This window comes from Polynucleobacter sp. TSB-Sco08W16 (assembly GCF_018687455.1).
In the GTDB taxonomy this organism is placed as follows: Bacteria; Pseudomonadota; Gammaproteobacteria; order Burkholderiales; family Burkholderiaceae; genus Polynucleobacter.
In genome coordinates this window covers 902,304-919,865 of the sequence record NZ_CP061291.1, presented here as the reverse complement: position 1 = coordinate 919,865, position 17,562 = coordinate 902,304, and the positions used below count along the sequence as shown (strand labels likewise).

The window sequence follows — 17,562 nt, the reverse complement described above, 5'->3', positions numbered from 1 at the left end:
GATAAAAGGGACATGACACAGACTAAGCAAAATACGCCAATTCAAGGGGCAATCCCCTCTTCTGGACTCAGCCTTTTACCCCAGTGGGGCTTGATCCTTGTGGAGGGTCCTGATGCAGCAAGTTTTCTGCAAAATCAACTGACTAATTCAGTCCAGGGCTTGAAGCGAACCTTTTCACCTCAGATTGCACAAGGAAGCACTTCAGTTAGGCTCGTTGGCTATTGCAGCCCTAAAGGCAGATTGCTTGCAAGCGCTTGGCTGGCTCTGGTGCCTACGGAACAGTCTGCCGATGATCGTTTTGCATTATTTATTTCTAAGGATATTGCCGCTAGCACTGCAAAACGGCTATCCATGTATGTCTTGCGATCTAAGGTCAAGGTTATTGATGTAACTGAGCAGTGGGAAATATCATCCTTTTATGGCGCTGATGTTGAAATTGATACCTTAGCTGTACATGACCAACAGATTGCTTTGCGTTTACCCAATGTTCTCGTTCATGATCTCTCCTATGGTCGTGTACTAATCGCCCAACAGAAAACTACTGAATTGGTAGCTCATGAAAATTCAGCCTTCGATATGTTCAATGACCTTGAGGTACTAAGCGGAATTCCCCGCATCGTTTTAGCAACTCAAGAACAATTTGTGCCGCAAATGATTAACTTTGAATCTGTAGCTGGTGTAGATTTCAAAAAAGGTTGTTACCCTGGACAAGAAATTGTGGCTCGTAGTCAATATCGTGGGGCCATAAAAAGACGTCTATTTTTAGCGCACACCTCTGATGTTGATCTAGATCCGTTATTAGCTCAGCCTGGCACAGAAATTTTCCATAGCGCTGACGCTGCTCAACCGGCGGGGATGGTTGTTTTATCAGCCTCAAACCCAAGCCAGCCCAATAGAGTTGACCTTCAAATTGAATGCAAATTAGAGGCTATTGAAAGTGGAGAGGTTCATTTGGGGAGCGCTCAAGGACCTGTGTTAAAAATAGATTCATTGCCTTATCCATTGATCGAAATTTAAGCAAATCCCTATTTATGTGCCTCATTCTTTTCGCATGGAACTCACACCCCGACTACTCTTTAGTAGTAGCAGCTAATCGTGACGAGTTTTATGAGCGTGATACTGAAGGTGTTGCCTATTGGCCAGAACACCCGCATGTGCTTGCCGGTAGAGATCGCGCAGATGTATTAGGCAGTCCCGGCACTTGGTTAGGTTTTACTAAGACCGGAAAGTTTGCTGCTTTGACCAATGTTCGTGCGCCCAGCGAAAAAAATCCGGATGCCAGAACCCGTGGCGAGCTTTCCTTAATGTACCTAACTAGTAAAGATAAACCTGCTGAATTTGTCCAAGAAAATTCAAAACGGTTTGGCCTTTATAACGGTTTCAATATGTTGATGGCTGATCTAAGTGATCCTGCAAATGCGGAAATGCATTGGATCAGTAATCGCATGTTGATGGGGCAAAACATTCGCCCTCGTAAAATTTACCCACCCGCACCTTTAGCCGCTGGTGTCTATGGATTATCTAATGCAATGCTTGATACACCATGGCCTAAGGTGAATCATCGAGTGGCAGCTTTTGCACAAGTATTGGCCATGGATCATGGCCAGCTGAAAAGTGCAGACCAATATCTTAAGGTGTTAGCGGATACACATCATGCTAGCGATCATGAGCTACCGAGCACTGGCGTGAGCAAGGAATGGGAAAAGGCTTTATCGCCTGCTTTTATTAAAACTCCATCCTATGGAACACGCTCAAGTACAGTGCTGCGGGTTCGTAAAGATGGCCATTTTGAAATGGTTGAGCGGCGCTTTGATGCAAATGGTGCTGTTGGCCATGATGTAATCACGGGCGCCCTCAGTGCTGCTTCAGGCTCAAATCTCTCGGTTTAATAAGCTGCTCAGTTTATTTAGAGCGAAGATCCTCGTTCACAACCCGCTCACCACTAGCATCACGTGTTGGTAAGCGCTTAATGAACTGGAAGGTTCCCGTTGCCATACAACAGATCTCACCTTGGTCGTTATAGAGCTTTGCCTCACAAAATGCCATAGTTGCTGTTCTACGTACAGTATCAGCCTTCACTCGCAAAACGCCATTGGCCGCTTGCATAAAATTATTCTTTAATTCAATCGTTACTACGCTGCGATCGCTTGGGTCTCCCGAACGAGCCGCTACTGCCATTGCTACATCCATCAATGTCAATAAAACACCGCCATGCGCCACCGCCCAGGTATTGGTATGCTCCGGTTTGAGCGCAAGAAGAATTTCTCCTTTACCCATCTCAGCACTTAAGAAGCGAACGCCTAAAAGCTTCAGAAATGGAACATTTAATTCCTCACCTAAATTAGCGAGTTGTGTCTGTGGATTGATTTGGACATGTTTATTCATTACTCGATTTTAGAGGCTAGTACGCCATTTTGGAAATACACCTAGAATACCTATATGGCCTTTACCTTAAGCGGCGATGACGCCTGTCAGATAACCCACCCCAGCCCTATTCCGCATCCTTATTGGGTGGCCTTTTCTCCCTCTGCAGCCAAACTGATTCAACTCAATCTTGCTCCTTCTGGATTGCCATCAGACCCCGCCTGGCTAGAACTTCTTGCCGGCAATTCCCTTGCTACGTCTACTCACAACTTTTCAAATCCCATTGCAACTGCCTATAGCGGTCATCAATTTGGGGTTTGGGCTGGTCAATTGGGGGATGGCAGGGCAATCCTTTTAGGCGAGATTAATGGGCAGGAACTACAACTCAAGGGCGCAGGCAAAACCATTTATTCCCGTATGGGCGATGGACGTGCAGTTCTGCGCTCCTCTATTCGAGAATTTTTATGTAGTGAAGCAATGTTTTCCTTGGGGATTCCAACTACAAGAGCATTGGCCATTGTCGGTTCGGAGTTAGCTGTGCGGCGTGAAACGTTGGAGACTGCTGCTGTGTGTAGTCGGATAGCCCCTAGCTTTATTCGTATTGGTCATTTCGAGCACTTTGCTTCTTTGCAAAATATTGCTCGCCTAAAGGAATTGGCCGACCTACTGATTCGAGACCATTACTACGACTGTCTTCAGCATCCAGACCCTTACTTGGAGCTATTCAAGCAAATTTGCGTTCGCAATGCAAAGCTAGTAGCGCAATGGCAAGCTGTTGGCTTTTGTCATGGAGTGCTTAACAGCGACAACATTAGCGCCCTTGGTTTAACAATGGACTACGGACCATTTGGCTTCTTGGATCAATTTGAGATTGATCACATTTGCAACCATAGCGATCAAGGCGGTCGCTATGCCTATCATCGACAACCGCAGATCATGCACTGGAATATGGCTTGTCTTGCTAGTGGATTTTTACCGCTAATTGAGATGACTCATGGTGAAAGCAAAGCCCAGACTATGTTGCGTCAAGCTCTGGAAGAATTTCCAGTTGCCTACGCCCAATCTTGGCAGGCTTTGTTTAGGCAAAAACTCGGATTGCAAACACAGGATGAGCAGGATGTAGCTCTCATTGAGCGGCTCTTGCAAGCTATGCACGACTCTAAGGTTGATTTCACCAGCTTCTTTAGGCAGCTCAGTCAGATTGAACAAGGACAGGCTATTGATTCAATCTCCCTTAGAGATCACTTCATTGATCGATCTCTTATTGATCAATGGTTTGCGGATTATCTAGCTCGCCTTAAAGCCGAATCTAGCAATGATTTCACAAGAGCTCAGTTGATGAATGGTATTAATCCTAAATACATCTTACGTAATCATTTGGCGCAAGCTGCTATTGATAAAGCGCAGCAGCACGATTTTTCGGAGATCAAGGTTTTACTGAATTTATTAAGTAAGCCTTATGACGAGCAGGCAGAATTCGATACCTATGCCCTACCCCCACCCGCTGATTTGGATAAGGTGGAAGTGAGCTGCTCGTCTTAAATGCCTTAAATGAGTAATGCAAAATTTAGAGGAATATATGAAAAAAACAGATCAAGAGTACAAAGAAACACTAAGCGAGATTGAGTATCGTGTGACACGAGAAGCGGCAACCGAGCATCCATTTACTGGGAAGTATTGGGATCACTGGGATCAGGGTAAATACACGTGTATCTGTTGCGGTACCCCCCTCTTTTTATCTGATACCAAGTTTGATGCCGGGTGCGGCTGGCCAAGCTATAACGCCCCCGAAGAAGCATCCGCCATCACAGAAATTAAAGATACTAGCCATGGCATGATTCGCACTGAAGTTCGCTGCGCCAATTGTGATGCACATTTGGGGCATGTATTTGAGGATGGCCCCATGCCGACTGGACTGCGGTATTGCATTAATTCTGCGTCCTTAAATTTTGAACCCAGTAACAATGCCCAGCCTTCCTTAAAGGATTGAGATCCCTAAAGCCAAATAGCGGGATAATTCTGATATGAAATTCTTATTCGACCTCTTCCCCATCATCCTCTTCTTTATTGCCTTTAAATTTGGCGATATCTATACGGCAACCATAGTCGCTATGGTTGCAACCATCGGGCAGATTCTTTGGGTGTATTACCGTCATCGCAAGATCGATGCAATGCAATGGGTAAGTCTGGCGATGATCTTGGTCTTCGGTAGTTTGACCATCTTCTTGCATAACAAAACTTTTATCCAATTAAAGCCCACTGCGCTCTATTGGCTCTTTTGTGGCGCCTTATTGATCAGCGCCCAATTTTTCAATAAAAATTGGATACAAGTATTGATGGGCAAACAAATTACACTAAAACCCAAGAGCTCTCATAAGGTATGGCAGCATTTGAACTTGGCGTGGTCAGCCTTCTTTTTCTTTATGGGTGCTCTCAATCTGTATATTGCCTTTGAATATTCCGAGGAGACCTGGGTTAATTTCAAACTCTTCGGTAGTACTGGCTTGTTAGTGGGCTTTGTAATTATTCAAGGCGTTTGGTTATCTCGTCACATGGAGCATCCTGAGCAATGAGCATTAACCAAGCACGAATTGCACGCTTCAAAGAGGATCTGGCAAAGGCATTTGATATTCAAAAGCTGGTGATCGAGGATGAGAGCCATTTACATGCAGGTCATGCTGGTGCTGCTACAGGTGGCGGTCACTTTAAGGTCATCATTGTTGCCCCTCAATTTCAGGGGCTTAGCCGAATTGCACGTCACCGGGCGGTATACGAAGCCCTAAATAACCATATACCGACTGAAATACATGCCTTAACAATATCTGCCTCAAGCCCCGAAGAGCAGACCTTTTAAGCTGATTTACACTCTCTCTATTCCAATTTTTTACTAGATTAATAACATGCTAAATTCTCGCAATTTAATTTCCTTTGCTATTGCAACGACTCTATTTTCTGGATATGCCTTTGCACAAAATGCTGTGATCGTGAACGGCAAAGCTATTCCAAAGGCGCAGCTTGATAAGTTGGTGCAAAAATCAGGTCAACCTGATAATCCCCAAGTTCGAGACCAAGCTCGCGAAATGTTGGTCACTAAAGAATTGATTCTCCAGGAGGCTGATAAACGTGGCGTTATCCAAAATGAATCTGTGCGCGAACAGCTCGAGCAATCTCGTGTTGGCATTCTAGTTGCGGCAGTATTCGAAGATTATGTGCAAAAAGAAGGTGTTACAGAGGCCGAGCTTAAGACCGCTTATGAGTCAGTAAAAGCCCAATACACAGGCAAGGAATACCATGTTGAACATATTTTGGTTGAAAAAGAATCCGATGCCAAAGCCATCATTTTGCAAGTAAAGGCTGGCGCTAATTTTGAGGATATTGCTAAAGCCAAATCAAAAGATCCCGGCTCCGCGCCTAACGGCGGCGATTTGGCTTGGGTCACCGAAAAATCACTAGTTCCAGAATTTTCTAAGGCAATGGTTCAAATCAAGCCTGGACAGATTAGCGATAAGCCTGTGAAATCACAATATGGCTGGCACATCATTAAAGTTGTAGACACTCGCGATATGAAAGCGCCTAGCTTTGATGAACTCAAAGATCAACTGAAACAAATGATTTCATCAGACCAAAATTGGCAGAAAGCAAAGTTTTCAGAAATGATGCAAAAACTACGCGCTAAAGCCAAGATTCAATAAGTACCCAAAGGCTGTATCAGTCTTTTCTGACCGGGTAGTGGCGAGGCCTCATCTTTTGTATCGCCATACCCGCCAGGCCGCAGGCAAATGCGGACATGACAAAAACATCTCTGGGCTGAGAGAGATCCCAAATCCATCCGGCACATAAGCCGCCAATCGTTCCACCCAAACCGTAAGAGACCGTCGCCATAATGGCTTGACCTCTTGCCTGCAGCGGCCCCGTGAACCAGCGTTGTAAGAGTTTAGTAGCCGCACTATGATGGGCAGCAAATGTTGCTGCATGCATTAATTGCGCCAAAATTAAAACTGAAGTGATTGGTAAAAAAGCAATCAGAATAAAGCGAACTACTCCTATGCCGAATGCACCCTGTAAAACTACTTCCGCGTCTAAGCGACTCAATACTTTATTTTGGAAGTAAAAGAAAATAACTTCTGCAGCAACGCCCAAAGCCCAAAATAGGCCAATTTGTAATTTATCGTAGCCTAAGTTTGCCAGGTACAGGGAATAGAAAACATATAAAGCAGCATGTGCAAAGACCATGAAGAAGCCGGAGATTAAGAACCAGCGTACATCGGGATTAAACAGCACCACCAGTAGCTCACCCTTAACCATTCTGCGCCGCTCCATCTTTGGTTCATGCAGGCAGAAAGTCACTAAAGCTAATGCAAAGAGCACGATGGCACCCACGATTGGGTAAAGCTCAATACCCTTACGCTGGAATAGTTCTCCAGCCACCAATACCATTGCTATAAAACCGATTGAACCCCAAAGACGTAAACGACCGTAGCGTTTATCAAATGAATTGTCTTTATACAAAGCATGGATAGTTGCCGTCTCACCTAATGGCATTTGACTGCTAAGGATGGTGTGAAGAACAAACATCCAAATAAAGAAGCTGTAATAACTGTGTAGAAAAAAGATGCATAAGAAAACCACTGCAGCCAAGCATGCGCATACGCGGATAATCCCAATGCGATTAGATAAATAATCAGAGAGCCAGCCCCAACTAAAAGGTCCAACTATGCGAGTGATTTGCAGCATCGACATCAAGACTGCAATCTCGATGACATTAAAGCCGCGATCTAAAAAGAAAAGGCTGGCATAGGGGGAAACCAAGCCAACGTAGGCAAAATATAAAAAGAAAAAGGACCCGAAGGCCCAACGAAGCACAGGCGTCATCTTAGAAAAATTAGCTAATCGATTTTTGAGCCAGGTCGAGCAGCCGGTATAGGTGTGACAGCAAGCTTCACGTCAGCGCATTGTGCGCGGTGGCGCAAGGCATGATCCATGATCACCAATGCCAACATCGCCTCAGCAATTGGGGTTGCCCTGATACCAACACAAGGATCATGACGTCCCTTAGTTTGCACGGTAATAGGCTTACCGTCGAGATCGATTGATTGTTTTGGGCTCATGATGCTAGAGGTCGGCTTAATGGCAATAGAAACACGCAGATCTTGACCGGTACTAATGCCGCCTAAAGTGCCACCTGCATTATTTGAGGCAAAGCCATCAGGATGTAGTTCATCGCCATGTTCGCTTCCACGCTGAGCAACGGATTTAAATCCGGCACCAATCTCAACGCCCTTAACGGCATTGATGCCCATCATGGCATGCGCAATGTCAGCATCGAGCTTATCGAATAGAGGCTCGCCCAGCCCAATGGGCACATTGCGAGCGCGAACCTCAATGCGGGCTCCACAAGAATCACCTGCTTTGCGCAGATCATCCATGTAGCCTTCTAGTTGCGGAATAATCTGTGCGTTAGCAGCAAAGAATGGATTTTGGTCAATCTGCTGTGCGTCTTGAAATGGAATCTCAATTTCACCAAGCTGACTCATATAGCCATAAAACTCTGTTCCGTACTGCTGATTCAACCATTTTTTGGCAATCGCAGCAGCAGCTACTACAGGCGCCGTTAAACGTGCTGATGAACGGCCACCACCGCGAGGGTCGCGTAGACCATATTTATGATGGTAAGCGTAATCGGCGTGACCTGGACGGAAGGTTTGCAAAATATCACCGTAGTCTTGGCTACGTTGATCAGTATTACGAATCAGTAAAGCGATTGGAGCGCCTGTTGTCTTCCCTTCGAAGATACCGGACAGAATTTCAACCCGATCTTCTTCTTTGCGCTGAGTTACATGACGTGAGGTTCCTGGTTTCCGGCGGTCAAGATCGATTTGGAGGTCAGCTTCAGTGAGCGACATGCCTGGAGGGCAGCCATCAACTACAGCTCCGATAGCTGGACCATGGGATTCACCAAAAGTGGTAACAGTAAAAAGAAGGCCTAAAGTATTTCCTGACATATCGACATTATGTCATTTGTCATGAATATTAGGCTAAAACAGCTTAATTAGCGGTCTTTTCTGCGTCTTCTGGCCAGTCACGAATATAGGCCTTGAGCATCGTATTTTCAAAGTCTTGAGCTTCAACCACCGATTTGGCAACATCATAAAAGGAGATCACTCCCATGAGCATTTTTTGATCAACCACAGGCAAGTAGCGAGCATGATCCACCAACATCATGCGACGGACTTCATCGATCTCAGTTTCCATATTGCAAGTTAGGGGGTTTTGGTTCATGACGGAGAGAACTTGTAACCCATCTAATTTGCCATGGTGTTTTGCTAAAGCGGCAATCACCTCGCGGAAAGTCAGAATGCCTACAAGCTTGTCATACTCCATCACCACTAAAGAGCCGATGTCATGTTCGCTCATAACCAATACAGCAGTTTGTAGTGCAGTCTCAGGAGCAACCGTAAATAAGGTGCTTCCTTTTACACGCAATATGTCGCGAACTTTCATGTAGTCTCCAAATGCAATGAATTTATTGCTTCAATATAGCCCCAAGCCCCCCTTCAATCAAGGGCTTAAAGCACCCTTTTAGTAACGAATAACCCTAATAACCCCACTGCGGATGTTGGGTAGATTAGCTACAAGCACTGCCCCAGCCAAGGTTATCCACCACGTTAAGTAGATCCACAAAAGCGCCAAAGGGAAGATAGAAAACGCACCATAGACGGTTTTGTAGAAGTGAGTGTGGGTCAAAAAGATGGCAAACCCAAACTTCATCAGCTCAAAACTGAGTGCAGCAAAAAAGGCGCCAAAGAGAGCGTCCGACCATTGGATCTGTGAATAAGGAAGGATTTTGTAAACCACCGTATAGACCATCGCAGCTAAAAAGATAGGCGCTACAGTGGCTATAAATCTAAACCCAGAGGATATGCCATCTGTCCAGCCTTGTGCAGCACTAAAAAGCACCCCGCTGAGGTAAATTCCAATACCCAGGAGTATTGGTCCTAAGATAGTTGCTGCAGCATAGATAACTATCTTTTTATGAAGAGGTCTACGCTTTTCAACTTTAAAAATTTGATTAAAGGCACCTTCAATCACCGAAAGCGTCATGATGGCGGTGACAAATAAACCAGCAATACCCACAAGCGTTAATCCACGGGCCTGGACGGAAAATTGCTCTAAATAAATAAAGACCTGCTGGTTAATCCCCCCTGGCATGTAGGTATCTAGTAGCCAGTTCCTAAAGGCGTTTCTGATCTGAATCACACTAGGGAGGTATGCAATCAAGATGGTTGCAATGGTCACCATAGGCACTAAAGAAAGTGTCGTGGTGTAGGCCAGGCTTGCAGCAATTTGATTGAGTTTTTGGTCGCGATTGCCCTCCCAGATCTCTTTTGCAAGAGAGAGCCATAATTGGGGGTTACGAAATAAGCGCATCGCCGTATCATAAGAGAATATGAGCCAACACGATATATTAGTTCTGTACTACTCACGCCATGGGGCAACAAGGGAATTGGCGCGCCTGATTGTCGAGGGAATTGAAAGCGTTCCTGGCGTCAACGCACGTCTTCGAACCGTCCCTGCTATATCTACTGTTTGTGAGGCATCGGAGCCTAGCGTACCGTCAGAAGGTGCCCCATATGTAGAGTATTCAGATCTACAAGAATGTATAGGTTTGGCCTTAGGTTCCCCTACTCGTTTTGGCAATATGGCCGCCCCCATGAAATATTTCTGGGATGGCAGCTCCTCTCAATGGCTCAATGGTGCCCTGATTGGCAAGCCAGCTTGCGTGTTTACTAGCACCGGAAGTCTTCATGGCGGTCAAGAAAGCACATTGCTCACCATGATGATTCCCTTGCTGCACCACGGCATGATGATTGTGGGTTTACCTTACAGCGAACCAGATCTCATGTCATCAGCAACAGGTGGAAGCCCATACGGCGTAACGCACCTTGCTCACGCCGATGGCAGAGCTCCGATTAGCGCTGAAGAACAACGTTTAGCAAAAGCTCAGGGAAAGCGTCTTGCACAAGCAGCGCTTAAGCTCATTGGCGACTAAGAATATGCTAAAAATTCTCGCAAAGAATCCTTATCAGCTATTGGCTACCGCAGCATTCATTGATCTATTTATCCTATGCATCGCTTGGGAATGGTTCATCTCCCCCCTGCGTCCAGGCGGCTCTTGGCTCATCCTAAAAGGCGTTCCCTTGCTATTTGCAATTCCGGGCTTATGGAAAGGTAATGTCTACACAATGCAGTGGGCATCGATGCTAATACTGCTCTACATCACAGAGGGTTTGGTTCGTATTTTGGAAACAGGTACTAATTTTTGGATGGCTTTACTAGAAATCATTTTGGCTACAACTGGGTTTGTCTGTCTATTAATAGTCTTAAAGCCAATCAAGCAAGAGGCTAAGAGCTTAGCAAAGCAAAAATTACAAGCTGATCAGTGATGGAAAGTTTTCTTCAAGAATTGAGCAAGGTCCTCGAGAAAAAATATATTCTGACCGAGGATAAAGATAAAGCTCCCTACCTAACTGATTGGCGTAAGCGTTTCACCGGCAAGGCCTTAGCAATCGTTTTGCCTCGCACCACACAAGAGATTTCTGAGATTGTGAAACTCTGTGCCGCAAATGAGGTTGCCCTAGTGCCTCAAGGTGGACATACTGGATTTTGTGGCGGCGCTACACCGGATGACAGTGGTAAGCAGATTGTGCTTAATCTCAAGCGAATGAATACCATTCGTGAGATTGATGTGGCGAATCAAACTATTACCGTTGAGGCAGGCTGCATTCTGCAAACCATTCAAGAGAAAGCGGCTGAGCAAGATTTTTTATTTCCCTTGAGTCTTGGTGCCGAAGGTAGTTGCATGATTGGTGGTAATTTGGCAACCAATGCCGGTGGCACCAATGTTCTGCGCTATGGTAATACTCGTGATCTTTGCTTAGGTCTAGAAGTGGTAACTGCCAAAGGTGAAATTTGGAATGGCCTCAAAGGATTGCGCAAGGACAACACTGGCTATGACTTGCGCGACTTATTTATTGGTTCAGAAGGAACCCTGGGAATCATCACTGCGGCTGTCATGAAGCTTTATCCGCTCCCTATATCTCAATGGACAACATTGGTCGCCGTCGACACCGTTGCCGCCACTATTAAACTCTTAAATCTCTTTCAGAAGCGTGCAACTTCTCTGCTCACTGGTTTCGAAATGATGACGCAGGAATCATTAGCTCTCAATGAAAAACATTTTCCGCAAATGGCAAACCCTTTAAAAGGAAACCCCGCCTATACGGTCTTGATAGAACTATCCGACCATGAAAGTGAAGCTCATGTCAGGGAGTTACTTGAGACGATTCTTGAAGAGGCCTTTGAGGCTGGCTTAATTACTGATGCCGTAATTGCCAATAATCTCTCCCAAGCCAATGCTTTTTGGCATATGCGTGAGCACATTACTCTGGCTCAAGCCGAAGAAGGGGCTAATCTCAAGCACGACATCACCATCCCCCTATCTTCCCTAGAAAGCTTTATCCAAAAAACTGACGCTTTAATGAGGGCCAATTACCCTGGCGTCCGAATTATCAACTTTGGGCACCTTGGCGACGGTAATCTCCACTACAACATCGCTCCCCCACTTGGTACGGACCCCAGAGCCTTCAATTTGACCAATGAGAAGCCAATTCATGAGCTGATTTATGCTCAGGTTGAGCGTTGCCAGGGCTCTATCTCTGCAGAACATGGTGTTGGACAGCTTAAATTAGGTGATTTAAGGTCTCACAAGGGAGATGTAGCTCATGACCTTATGAAGACCCTGAAACTGGCCCTAGACCCTCAAAACATCCTGAATCCCCATAAAGTCGTCTCGATTTAGAAGTTTTCGGGTTTTCTTGGAACTTTTTTGAAATATTTTGTATTTTTTGTCATCTCACCCCCTTTATGAGGCGTTGTATGCCCATGGAGGTGACAAATATGTCAACAAGACTCAAACGTTGGGCCCGCGCTATTCAAGAAATCGACCTGTCAAAGAGTACGCCAGAAGTGGCTATTGGCTACCTAGATAGCAAATACCGTGATATTGCCTGGCGCTATATCCGCATCCTAGGCTTTGAACGCACCATTAGCTTCATGGCCAGCAATAACTTTCATCCAGAGTAAAAGCAAATTCCCTTAAAAAACCTAAATATCTGAATTATTTAGGTTTTTTTATGCCCGCCTGAATTATCCTAGGCCACATCCTACGATATTGCGTTAATAGGCATTTAAATCCCCTAGCTTAGAGAAAAGTATCGCTGCACAACTTAAAAATAGTCTGCAGTGTGTCATAAAGCCTTGTAACTGGGCCTCTTACAACGTAGGATCAAAAGATCCATAACTACTTAATGAATCAATAGGAACATCATGAGTCAAAAGAAATTAGTAAAGCAGTTGATGAAAAAGCTTGATCGCCTTGAATCGGAGCGTGAAAAAATTATCGATAAGCTTGCTAAAGCATTAGATAAGCTTGAAAAGAAAGAGATAGCTAAGGTTGCAAGCAAGAAAACTGCTACCAAGAAAGTTCCAGCCAAGAAAACAGCTGTTAAGAAATCAGTAGCAAAGAAGGTTGTTAAAAAGCGTGCACCTACAAAAAAGGTTGCCGCAACCAAAACTACTAGCTCTGAAGCGACTAGCTAAGCATGGGTAAATTGAAGAAGCTTGAGGGAAATGATGTCAGCTATGATGCTGAGCTCAGGCTTTTACAGATTGAGTTGGTAAAGGTTCAACGGCAAATTATTTCTAGTAATAGTAAGCTTTTGATCATCCTCGAGGGGCGCGACACCGCTGGCAAAGACGGAACCATCAAGTGCATTACTGAACATCTTAGCCCTCGTGAAACACATGTCGTAGCGCTGGGCATCCCTACATCACGTGAATCTGGTGAGTGGTACTTTCAACGCTACGTAGCAGAACTCCCATCTGCAGGAGAAATTATTCTTTTTAACCGTAGCTGGTACAACCGAGCTGGAGTAGAAAAAGCGATGGGATTTTGTACCGATATTCAGTATCAGAAATTTATGGATACGGTAAATGAATTCGAGAGTCTATTGGTTGGGTCGGGCATTCAACTGATTAAATACTATCTTGATATAGACAAGAAAGAACAAGCACGTCGCATGGAGAGTCGCAAGACCGATCCCCTGAAGCAATGGAAAGTGAGTCCAATTGATCAGCAGGCTCAAAAGAAATGGAAGGCCTATAGCATTGCTCGAGATCTGATGCTCAAAAAGACTAGCTCGGCAGACGCACCCTGGACCGTGATTGATGCGAATAATAAAAAATTGACCCATCTCAATTTGATCAGGGATCTACTTTCTAGAATTAACTACCCAGGCAAAGATAAGACAATTCTGAAGTTAGACCCAAATATTGTGAGCCCCTGCCCGCCTTTAGGCAAAAAACCTCCTAAGGTTGCACCGTAGAAGGTTTAAATAAAGAAGTTGCGTGCTTCAGTGATGACTTCTTGAGGTAACTCCTCTGGAATGTAATGTCCGCAGGGAACGGGTCTGCCCGAAACCTCGCTGGAGCTAACTTTCTTCCAGTCATCCAAGGGTTTAAAACATTTATTTACCAAGCCATGCTCACCCCAAAGAACCTTGAGAGGCATTTGCAATTTCTTACCATGCTCACGGTCTGCGCGATCATGAACTAAATCAATAGTTGCTGCGGCCCGATAGTCTTCACACATGGCATGCATACTTTGTGAATTGCTTGCTCCCGCTAGATACTCTGCCCAACGCTCGGGGCTGAAGATGCCAGTACCGGCATGACGACCCATATGATTTTTTAGCCAATACTCTGGATTAGCTCCAATCATGGTTTCAGGCACCGGTTCAGCTTGAATCAAAAAGAACCAATGCCAATAACCCTTAGCAAATTCCATGGTGGTGTTTTCATACATGGTCAAGGTTGGAGAGATATCCAAGACCATGAACTTTTTAACACTCTCTGGAAAATCCATAGCTAGACGGTGAGAAACTCTGCCTCCGCGATCATGCCCAAGCAAGAAAAAATGATCATGGCCCAAGGCTTTCATCAGGGAATATTGATCAGTCGCCATAGATCGCTTTGAATAAGACGAATGATCCGGTTTCCCATGGGGCTTAGATGAGGCGCCGTAACCCCGTAGATCCGAAGCAACTACCGTGTAGTGTTTTGCTAACTCGGGAGCAACCTGATGCCAAATCGCTTTAGTTTGTGGAAATCCATGCAGCAATAAAAGTGCTGGGCCGCTTCCGCCAATTTGGCAAGCAATCTCTATCGGCCCATCCTCAGATGAAACAGTAATAGACTTTTGTTCGAAACCTGGAAATGCTAAGGACATAAATTCAATAACTCTTGAGGTGTTTTAACGATCAGCAACTGCCTGTATTTCGGCAACAGTAAGATAGCCTTTGTTACCGGAATCCAGATAGCTGAAGTGATCGTAAATACGTGGCATACAACCTTTTGCCTCTGCTTTAGTTAGCTTTCCATCATGATTCACATCGCACTTTGCAAAGCGTTCTGCAATTTCACGATTTTTTGATGCATCGTCTGCATAACTTAATACTGGAGTGATGGCCAAGATGCTTATGCAAAGCAATGTAGAGGTAAAAGATCTTGTCATAACTTATTGACCTGTTGGAGTTGGATTGGCAGAAGTTTCCATTGCAACGCGAACTACTTTTTTAGCCATTTCAATAAATGAACTTACAGAGCCTGAGCCTGTTCTGAATGATTCGCCTTGAATGGTTACTAAGCCTTCCCCAAGTAACTGCTTGGATTGGCTATCCGTAATTTTGCTCTCTACCAATAAAGCAGGAGTCTTTGAGTTCACGCCACCAGCATAAGCTGCGGCATTCGCAGCCAATCCGATTGGGGTGAAATTCCAAGGCTGGAGACTATCGGCCATACTTTCTGCGCCAGTGATACCAACGGTAATTCGGGCTACGCCAGGACCAGGGCTAGTAACAATACGAATATTGCCACGTGAATTTACGGCATCAATCATTGAATCCTGCAGGGTAATTTGTGCTTGAGAGATTGCCTCTGCACTCACTTCTTTAGTGGCGCTTTGATTTAAATAGATTGGGTCCAAAATCACAGCAGTGTAGCTAGAGGGATTAACACCAGAAACTCGGTATCTCCATATCCGAACATCAGATTGACTAGTTGCCATGGGCACTAATACGGAGTAATTGGGTAAGAAGCCTGATCTAGGCATTGGCTCTGAAGCCAATTTTGGAGTATTGCTACAGGCTGCTAGAAGAATGGCAACTGAAAATGAAGCAACAACTACATTGAATTTACGCATCTTGATTCCTTAAAATTGATATCAGAAGACCTGTTTAGTCTGCTGCCGGGCAAGGCAAAATGCCACCCGTTTTTTTGTGAATCTGCGGCTTGCAATGAGCCTGCGGTGCAACCACCGTTGCAGATGGTTTTACAGTGTTAACGCTTGGTCCGGCTGCTGTCGCTGTGTCTGTTGTTACTGGAGCAGCAGCGCTTACTGCAGCAACTGGTAACACGACTTTTGCAGACTCTAATCCAACCGATCTATAGAAGGCTTTGTCCGTTCCCGGGCAAGGCATGACTGCACCAGTCTTTGGGTTAATTACATCCTTGCACTGTGGATTTGCCTCAATTCGGGCCTCGATCTTGGCCACAGAGCATGCTGCAAGCACACAGACACTAATCGCAGAGAGAATAAAAAGTTTGGTTAATGAATGAGGAGTCAAATTCATTCGGAGCTTAATGAGCCAAAATTTTAGATAAAAAATCTTTAGCACGAAGAGATCTTGCTTCTGGATTATTAAAGAACTCATCTTTGGTGCAATCTTCAATGATGCGTCCTTGGTCCATAAAAATCACACGATTACTGACCTTGCGGGCAAAACCCATCTCATGGGTAACGCAGCACATTGTCATACCTTCATTTGCTAATTTCACCATCACGTCCAATACTTCACCAACCATTTCTGGGTCTAGTGCAGAGGTAGGTTCATCAAACAACATAATGATGGGGTCCATACTCAAGGCGCGTGCTATCGCCACCCGTTGCTGTTGGCCGCCAGATAGTTGGCCAGGGAACTTATCCTTTTGTGCAATCAAGCCAACCCGTTCTAAGTATTTCAAGCCATGAGCTTTAGCCTCATCAGCAGAACGACCAAGCACTTTCATTTGGGCAAGGGTGAGGTTTTCAGTAATGCTCAGATGGGGAAACAGCTCAAACGACTGAAATACCATACCCACTCTAGATCTCAGCTTAGGCAAATTTGTTTTGGAATCATGCAAGCTCACGCCATCAACGGTGATTTCGCCAGCCTGAAACGGCTCTAACGCATTAATGGTTTTGATCAGGGTTGACTTTCCGGAGCCAGATGGACCGCAGATAACTACTACTTCGCCCTTTTGGATCGCAGTACTGCAATCAGTTAAGACCTGAAAGTCGCCGTACCACTTCGATACATTTTGAAGTTCAATCATGATGATTTAGAAATAGTGAGCATTAAGAATAAATTAGCGAATGATCGCTACTTTGGCTTGAATTCTACGAACCACTTTAGAAAGCGTGAAACAAATAATGAAATAGGTAAATGCAGCCAAGATATAAGTTTCAATTGGGCGGCCATAATTTTTACCGGCAATTTCAAAACCTTTTAACAAGTCATAGGCACCAATGGCATAGACCAATGAAGTATCTTGAAACAAAATAATAGTTTGAGTCATGAAGACCGGAATCATGTTTCTAAAAGCCTGTGGCAACACAATAAAACGCATATTTTGACCGTAGGTCATACCTAATGCTTGCGCTGCAAAACCTTGGCCTTTTGGAACCGATTGAATGCCTGCGCGCACAATCTCAGAAAAGAACGCACCCTCAAAAGCAATGAAAGTAATCGTTGCCGATAAGTCAGCGCCAATAGGACGCCCAATCAACATTGGAATCAACAAGAAGAACCATAAGATCACCATCACCAAAGGAATGGAGCGCATTGTGTTGACATAGATAGTTGCTGGATAAACTAGACTTGCTCTACCAGAAAGACGCATCAGAGCTAAAAAGGTGCCAAACACAATTCCACCAACGGTAGCTATAACTGTTAGCTGTAAGCTAAATAGCAAGCCTTTCAGTATGTAGTTCGTGAAGAGTTCCCAGTTATAAAAACTGAGGTCTATGCTAAACATGTGTTC

General features: G+C 44.9%; 24 protein-coding genes. 13 read left to right on the top strand and 11 right to left on the bottom strand.

Going from position 1 to position 17,562, the window contains the following annotated elements:
* The first annotated feature begins 12 nt into the window (after nt 1-12).
* On the top strand, nt 13-1,017 hold the full coding sequence (locus tag FD961_RS04525; RefSeq protein ID WP_215394269.1) for a folate-binding protein YgfZ: 1,005 nt from the start codon (nt 13-15) through the stop codon (nt 1,015-1,017).
* Nucleotides 1,018-1,031: 14 nt separating this feature from the next.
* Entirely contained in the window at nt 1,032-1,889 is an 858-nt protein-coding gene (locus tag FD961_RS04520) for an NRDE family protein (protein ID WP_071465789.1), read from the top strand.
* Nucleotides 1,890-1,902: 13 nt separating this feature from the next.
* Here the strand turns inward: FD961_RS04520 and FD961_RS04515 are convergent, their stop codons facing one another.
* Nucleotides 1,903-2,385 carry a PaaI family thioesterase gene (locus FD961_RS04515; protein WP_071465790.1) on the bottom strand — a complete coding sequence of 161 codons (483 nt, stop codon included), beginning with the start codon at nt 2,383-2,385 and terminating at the stop codon, nt 1,903-1,905.
* Between the two features lie 54 nt (nt 2,386-2,439).
* Here FD961_RS04515 and FD961_RS04510 point away from each other — a divergent pair, with 54 nt between their 5' ends.
* From FD961_RS04510 to FD961_RS04490, 5 genes are read left to right on the top strand one after another with little or no spacing between them, the layout of a single operon-like run.
* Nucleotides 2,440-3,906 (top strand): YdiU family protein, encoded by a 1,467-nt coding sequence (locus FD961_RS04510; RefSeq protein WP_215394268.1) that lies wholly within the window; start codon nt 2,440-2,442, stop codon nt 3,904-3,906.
* Between the two features lie 37 nt (nt 3,907-3,943).
* Nucleotides 3,944-4,354 (top strand): peptide-methionine (R)-S-oxide reductase MsrB, encoded by a 411-nt coding sequence (gene msrB, locus FD961_RS04505; RefSeq protein ID WP_215394267.1) that lies wholly within the window; start codon nt 3,944-3,946, stop codon nt 4,352-4,354.
* Between the two features lie 34 nt (nt 4,355-4,388).
* On the top strand, nt 4,389-4,937 hold the full coding sequence (locus FD961_RS04500) for a septation protein A (protein WP_215394266.1): 549 nt from the start codon (nt 4,389-4,391) through the stop codon (nt 4,935-4,937).
* Complete coding sequence (locus FD961_RS04495) at nt 4,934-5,218, top strand: BolA family transcriptional regulator (RefSeq protein ID WP_215394265.1); 285 nt, start codon at nt 4,934-4,936, stop codon at nt 5,216-5,218. The genes FD961_RS04500 and FD961_RS04495 overlap by 4 nt, the downstream gene beginning before the upstream one ends.
* Nucleotides 5,219-5,264: 46 nt before the next feature.
* On the top strand, nt 5,265-6,056 hold the full coding sequence (locus tag FD961_RS04490) for a peptidylprolyl isomerase (protein ID WP_215394264.1): 792 nt from the start codon (nt 5,265-5,267) through the stop codon (nt 6,054-6,056).
* Nucleotides 6,057-6,072: 16 nt separating this feature from the next.
* On the opposite strand, the gene FD961_RS04485 is transcribed toward FD961_RS04490, so the two are convergent.
* The 4 genes from FD961_RS04485 to FD961_RS04470 form a co-directional block, all read right to left on the bottom strand.
* Complete coding sequence (locus FD961_RS04485) at nt 6,073-7,236, bottom strand: MFS transporter (RefSeq protein WP_215394263.1); 1,164 nt, start codon at nt 7,234-7,236, stop codon at nt 6,073-6,075.
* Nucleotides 7,237-7,250: 14 nt separating this feature from the next.
* Nucleotides 7,251-8,366 carry a chorismate synthase gene (gene aroC, locus FD961_RS04480; protein WP_215394262.1) on the bottom strand — a complete coding sequence of 372 codons (1,116 nt, stop codon included), beginning with the start codon at nt 8,364-8,366 and terminating at the stop codon, nt 7,251-7,253.
* A gap of 43 nt (nt 8,367-8,409) precedes the next feature.
* The gene (locus FD961_RS04475) at nt 8,410-8,865 is read right to left on the bottom strand and encodes a CBS domain-containing protein (RefSeq protein WP_071465798.1); all 456 of its coding nucleotides are present in this window, start codon (nt 8,863-8,865) and stop codon (nt 8,410-8,412) included.
* Between the two features lie 78 nt (nt 8,866-8,943).
* A complete protein-coding gene (locus tag FD961_RS04470; protein WP_215394261.1) occupies nt 8,944-9,792 on the bottom strand; it encodes a YhjD/YihY/BrkB family envelope integrity protein in 849 nt (282 codons plus the stop codon).
* A 19-nt stretch (nt 9,793-9,811) separates the two neighbouring features.
* Here FD961_RS04470 and wrbA point away from each other — a divergent pair, with 19 nt between their 5' ends.
* The 6 genes from wrbA to ppk2 all read left to right on the top strand — a co-directional run bounded on the left by wrbA (nt 9,812) and on the right by ppk2 (nt 13,808).
* A complete protein-coding gene (wrbA, locus tag FD961_RS04465) occupies nt 9,812-10,414 on the top strand; it encodes an NAD(P)H:quinone oxidoreductase (RefSeq protein ID WP_215394260.1) in 603 nt (200 codons plus the stop codon).
* 4 nt (nt 10,415-10,418) lie between these two features.
* Nucleotides 10,419-10,808 carry a DUF2069 domain-containing protein gene (locus FD961_RS04460; RefSeq protein WP_215394259.1) on the top strand — a complete coding sequence of 130 codons (390 nt, stop codon included), beginning with the start codon at nt 10,419-10,421 and terminating at the stop codon, nt 10,806-10,808.
* Nucleotides 10,808-12,223: an FAD-binding oxidoreductase gene (locus tag FD961_RS04455; protein ID WP_215394258.1), complete on the top strand. Its 1,416-nt coding sequence runs from the start codon at nt 10,808-10,810 to the stop codon at nt 12,221-12,223. Before FD961_RS04460 ends, FD961_RS04455 begins: the two co-directional genes overlap by 1 nt.
* Nucleotides 12,224-12,321: 98 nt before the next feature.
* Nucleotides 12,322-12,507 carry a hypothetical protein gene (locus FD961_RS04450; protein WP_048812093.1) on the top strand — a complete coding sequence of 62 codons (186 nt, stop codon included), beginning with the start codon at nt 12,322-12,324 and terminating at the stop codon, nt 12,505-12,507.
* Nucleotides 12,508-12,750: 243 nt separating this feature from the next.
* A complete protein-coding gene (locus FD961_RS04445) occupies nt 12,751-13,023 on the top strand; it encodes a serine/threonine protein kinase (protein ID WP_071465804.1) in 273 nt (90 codons plus the stop codon).
* 2 nt (nt 13,024-13,025) lie between these two features.
* Entirely contained in the window at nt 13,026-13,808 is a 783-nt protein-coding gene (gene ppk2 / locus FD961_RS04440; protein ID WP_215394257.1) for a polyphosphate kinase 2, read from the top strand.
* Between the two features lie 5 nt (nt 13,809-13,813).
* On the opposite strand, the gene FD961_RS04435 is transcribed toward ppk2, so the two are convergent.
* From FD961_RS04435 to FD961_RS04410, 6 genes are read right to left on the bottom strand one after another with little or no spacing between them, the layout of a single operon-like run.
* Nucleotides 13,814-14,710, bottom strand: coding sequence for an alpha/beta fold hydrolase (locus FD961_RS04435; protein WP_215394256.1), 897 nt, complete (start codon nt 14,708-14,710; stop codon nt 13,814-13,816).
* Between the two features lie 24 nt (nt 14,711-14,734).
* Nucleotides 14,735-14,995: a hypothetical protein gene (locus FD961_RS04430; RefSeq protein WP_215394255.1), complete on the bottom strand. Its 261-nt coding sequence runs from the start codon at nt 14,993-14,995 to the stop codon at nt 14,735-14,737.
* 3 nt (nt 14,996-14,998) lie between these two features.
* On the bottom strand, nt 14,999-15,682 hold the full coding sequence (locus FD961_RS04425; RefSeq protein WP_215394254.1) for a DUF3313 family protein: 684 nt from the start codon (nt 15,680-15,682) through the stop codon (nt 14,999-15,001).
* A gap of 34 nt (nt 15,683-15,716) precedes the next feature.
* Nucleotides 15,717-16,112 carry a hypothetical protein gene (locus FD961_RS04420; protein WP_215394253.1) on the bottom strand — a complete coding sequence of 132 codons (396 nt, stop codon included), beginning with the start codon at nt 16,110-16,112 and terminating at the stop codon, nt 15,717-15,719.
* A gap of 7 nt (nt 16,113-16,119) precedes the next feature.
* A complete protein-coding gene (locus FD961_RS04415; protein ID WP_215394252.1) occupies nt 16,120-16,854 on the bottom strand; it encodes an amino acid ABC transporter ATP-binding protein in 735 nt (244 codons plus the stop codon).
* A gap of 33 nt (nt 16,855-16,887) precedes the next feature.
* Nucleotides 16,888-17,556 carry an amino acid ABC transporter permease gene (locus FD961_RS04410; RefSeq protein WP_215394251.1) on the bottom strand — a complete coding sequence of 223 codons (669 nt, stop codon included), beginning with the start codon at nt 17,554-17,556 and terminating at the stop codon, nt 16,888-16,890.
* Between the last annotated feature and the right edge of the window lie 6 nt (nt 17,557-17,562).

Excerpts from the sequence above, each read along its gene's own strand:
- FD961_RS04525 (WP_215394269.1), top strand. The coding sequence starts at position 13 with ATGACACAGACTAAGCAAAATACGCCAATTCAAGGGGCAATCCCCTCT.
- FD961_RS04520 (WP_071465789.1), top strand. The coding sequence starts at position 1,032 with ATGTGCCTCATTCTTTTCGCATGGAACTCACACCCCGACTACTCTTTA.
- FD961_RS04515 (WP_071465790.1), bottom strand. The coding sequence starts at position 2,385 with ATGAATAAACATGTCCAAATCAATCCACAGACACAACTCGCTAATTTA.
- FD961_RS04510 (WP_215394268.1), top strand. The coding sequence starts at position 2,440 with ATGGCCTTTACCTTAAGCGGCGATGACGCCTGTCAGATAACCCACCCC.
- msrB (WP_215394267.1), top strand. The coding sequence starts at position 3,944 with ATGAAAAAAACAGATCAAGAGTACAAAGAAACACTAAGCGAGATTGAG.
- FD961_RS04500 (WP_215394266.1), top strand. The coding sequence starts at position 4,389 with ATGAAATTCTTATTCGACCTCTTCCCCATCATCCTCTTCTTTATTGCC.
- FD961_RS04495 (WP_215394265.1), top strand. The coding sequence starts at position 4,934 with ATGAGCATTAACCAAGCACGAATTGCACGCTTCAAAGAGGATCTGGCA.
- FD961_RS04490 (WP_215394264.1), top strand. The coding sequence starts at position 5,265 with ATGCTAAATTCTCGCAATTTAATTTCCTTTGCTATTGCAACGACTCTA.
- FD961_RS04485 (WP_215394263.1), bottom strand. The coding sequence starts at position 7,236 with ATGACGCCTGTGCTTCGTTGGGCCTTCGGGTCCTTTTTCTTTTTATAT.
- aroC (WP_215394262.1), bottom strand. The coding sequence starts at position 8,366 with ATGTCAGGAAATACTTTAGGCCTTCTTTTTACTGTTACCACTTTTGGT.
- FD961_RS04475 (WP_071465798.1), bottom strand. The coding sequence starts at position 8,865 with ATGAAAGTTCGCGACATATTGCGTGTAAAAGGAAGCACCTTATTTACG.
- FD961_RS04470 (WP_215394261.1), bottom strand. The coding sequence starts at position 9,792 with ATGCGCTTATTTCGTAACCCCCAATTATGGCTCTCTCTTGCAAAAGAG.
- wrbA (WP_215394260.1), top strand. The coding sequence starts at position 9,812 with ATGAGCCAACACGATATATTAGTTCTGTACTACTCACGCCATGGGGCA.
- FD961_RS04460 (WP_215394259.1), top strand. The coding sequence starts at position 10,419 with ATGCTAAAAATTCTCGCAAAGAATCCTTATCAGCTATTGGCTACCGCA.
- FD961_RS04455 (WP_215394258.1), top strand. The coding sequence starts at position 10,808 with ATGGAAAGTTTTCTTCAAGAATTGAGCAAGGTCCTCGAGAAAAAATAT.
- FD961_RS04450 (WP_048812093.1), top strand. The coding sequence starts at position 12,322 with ATGTCAACAAGACTCAAACGTTGGGCCCGCGCTATTCAAGAAATCGAC.
- FD961_RS04445 (WP_071465804.1), top strand. The coding sequence starts at position 12,751 with ATGAGTCAAAAGAAATTAGTAAAGCAGTTGATGAAAAAGCTTGATCGC.
- ppk2 (WP_215394257.1), top strand. The coding sequence starts at position 13,026 with ATGGGTAAATTGAAGAAGCTTGAGGGAAATGATGTCAGCTATGATGCT.
- FD961_RS04435 (WP_215394256.1), bottom strand. The coding sequence starts at position 14,710 with ATGTCCTTAGCATTTCCAGGTTTCGAACAAAAGTCTATTACTGTTTCA.
- FD961_RS04430 (WP_215394255.1), bottom strand. The coding sequence starts at position 14,995 with ATGACAAGATCTTTTACCTCTACATTGCTTTGCATAAGCATCTTGGCC.
- FD961_RS04425 (WP_215394254.1), bottom strand. The coding sequence starts at position 15,682 with ATGCGTAAATTCAATGTAGTTGTTGCTTCATTTTCAGTTGCCATTCTT.
- FD961_RS04420 (WP_215394253.1), bottom strand. The coding sequence starts at position 16,112 with ATGAATTTGACTCCTCATTCATTAACCAAACTTTTTATTCTCTCTGCG.
- FD961_RS04415 (WP_215394252.1), bottom strand. The coding sequence starts at position 16,854 with ATGATTGAACTTCAAAATGTATCGAAGTGGTACGGCGACTTTCAGGTC.
- FD961_RS04410 (WP_215394251.1), bottom strand. The coding sequence starts at position 17,556 with ATGTTTAGCATAGACCTCAGTTTTTATAACTGGGAACTCTTCACGAAC.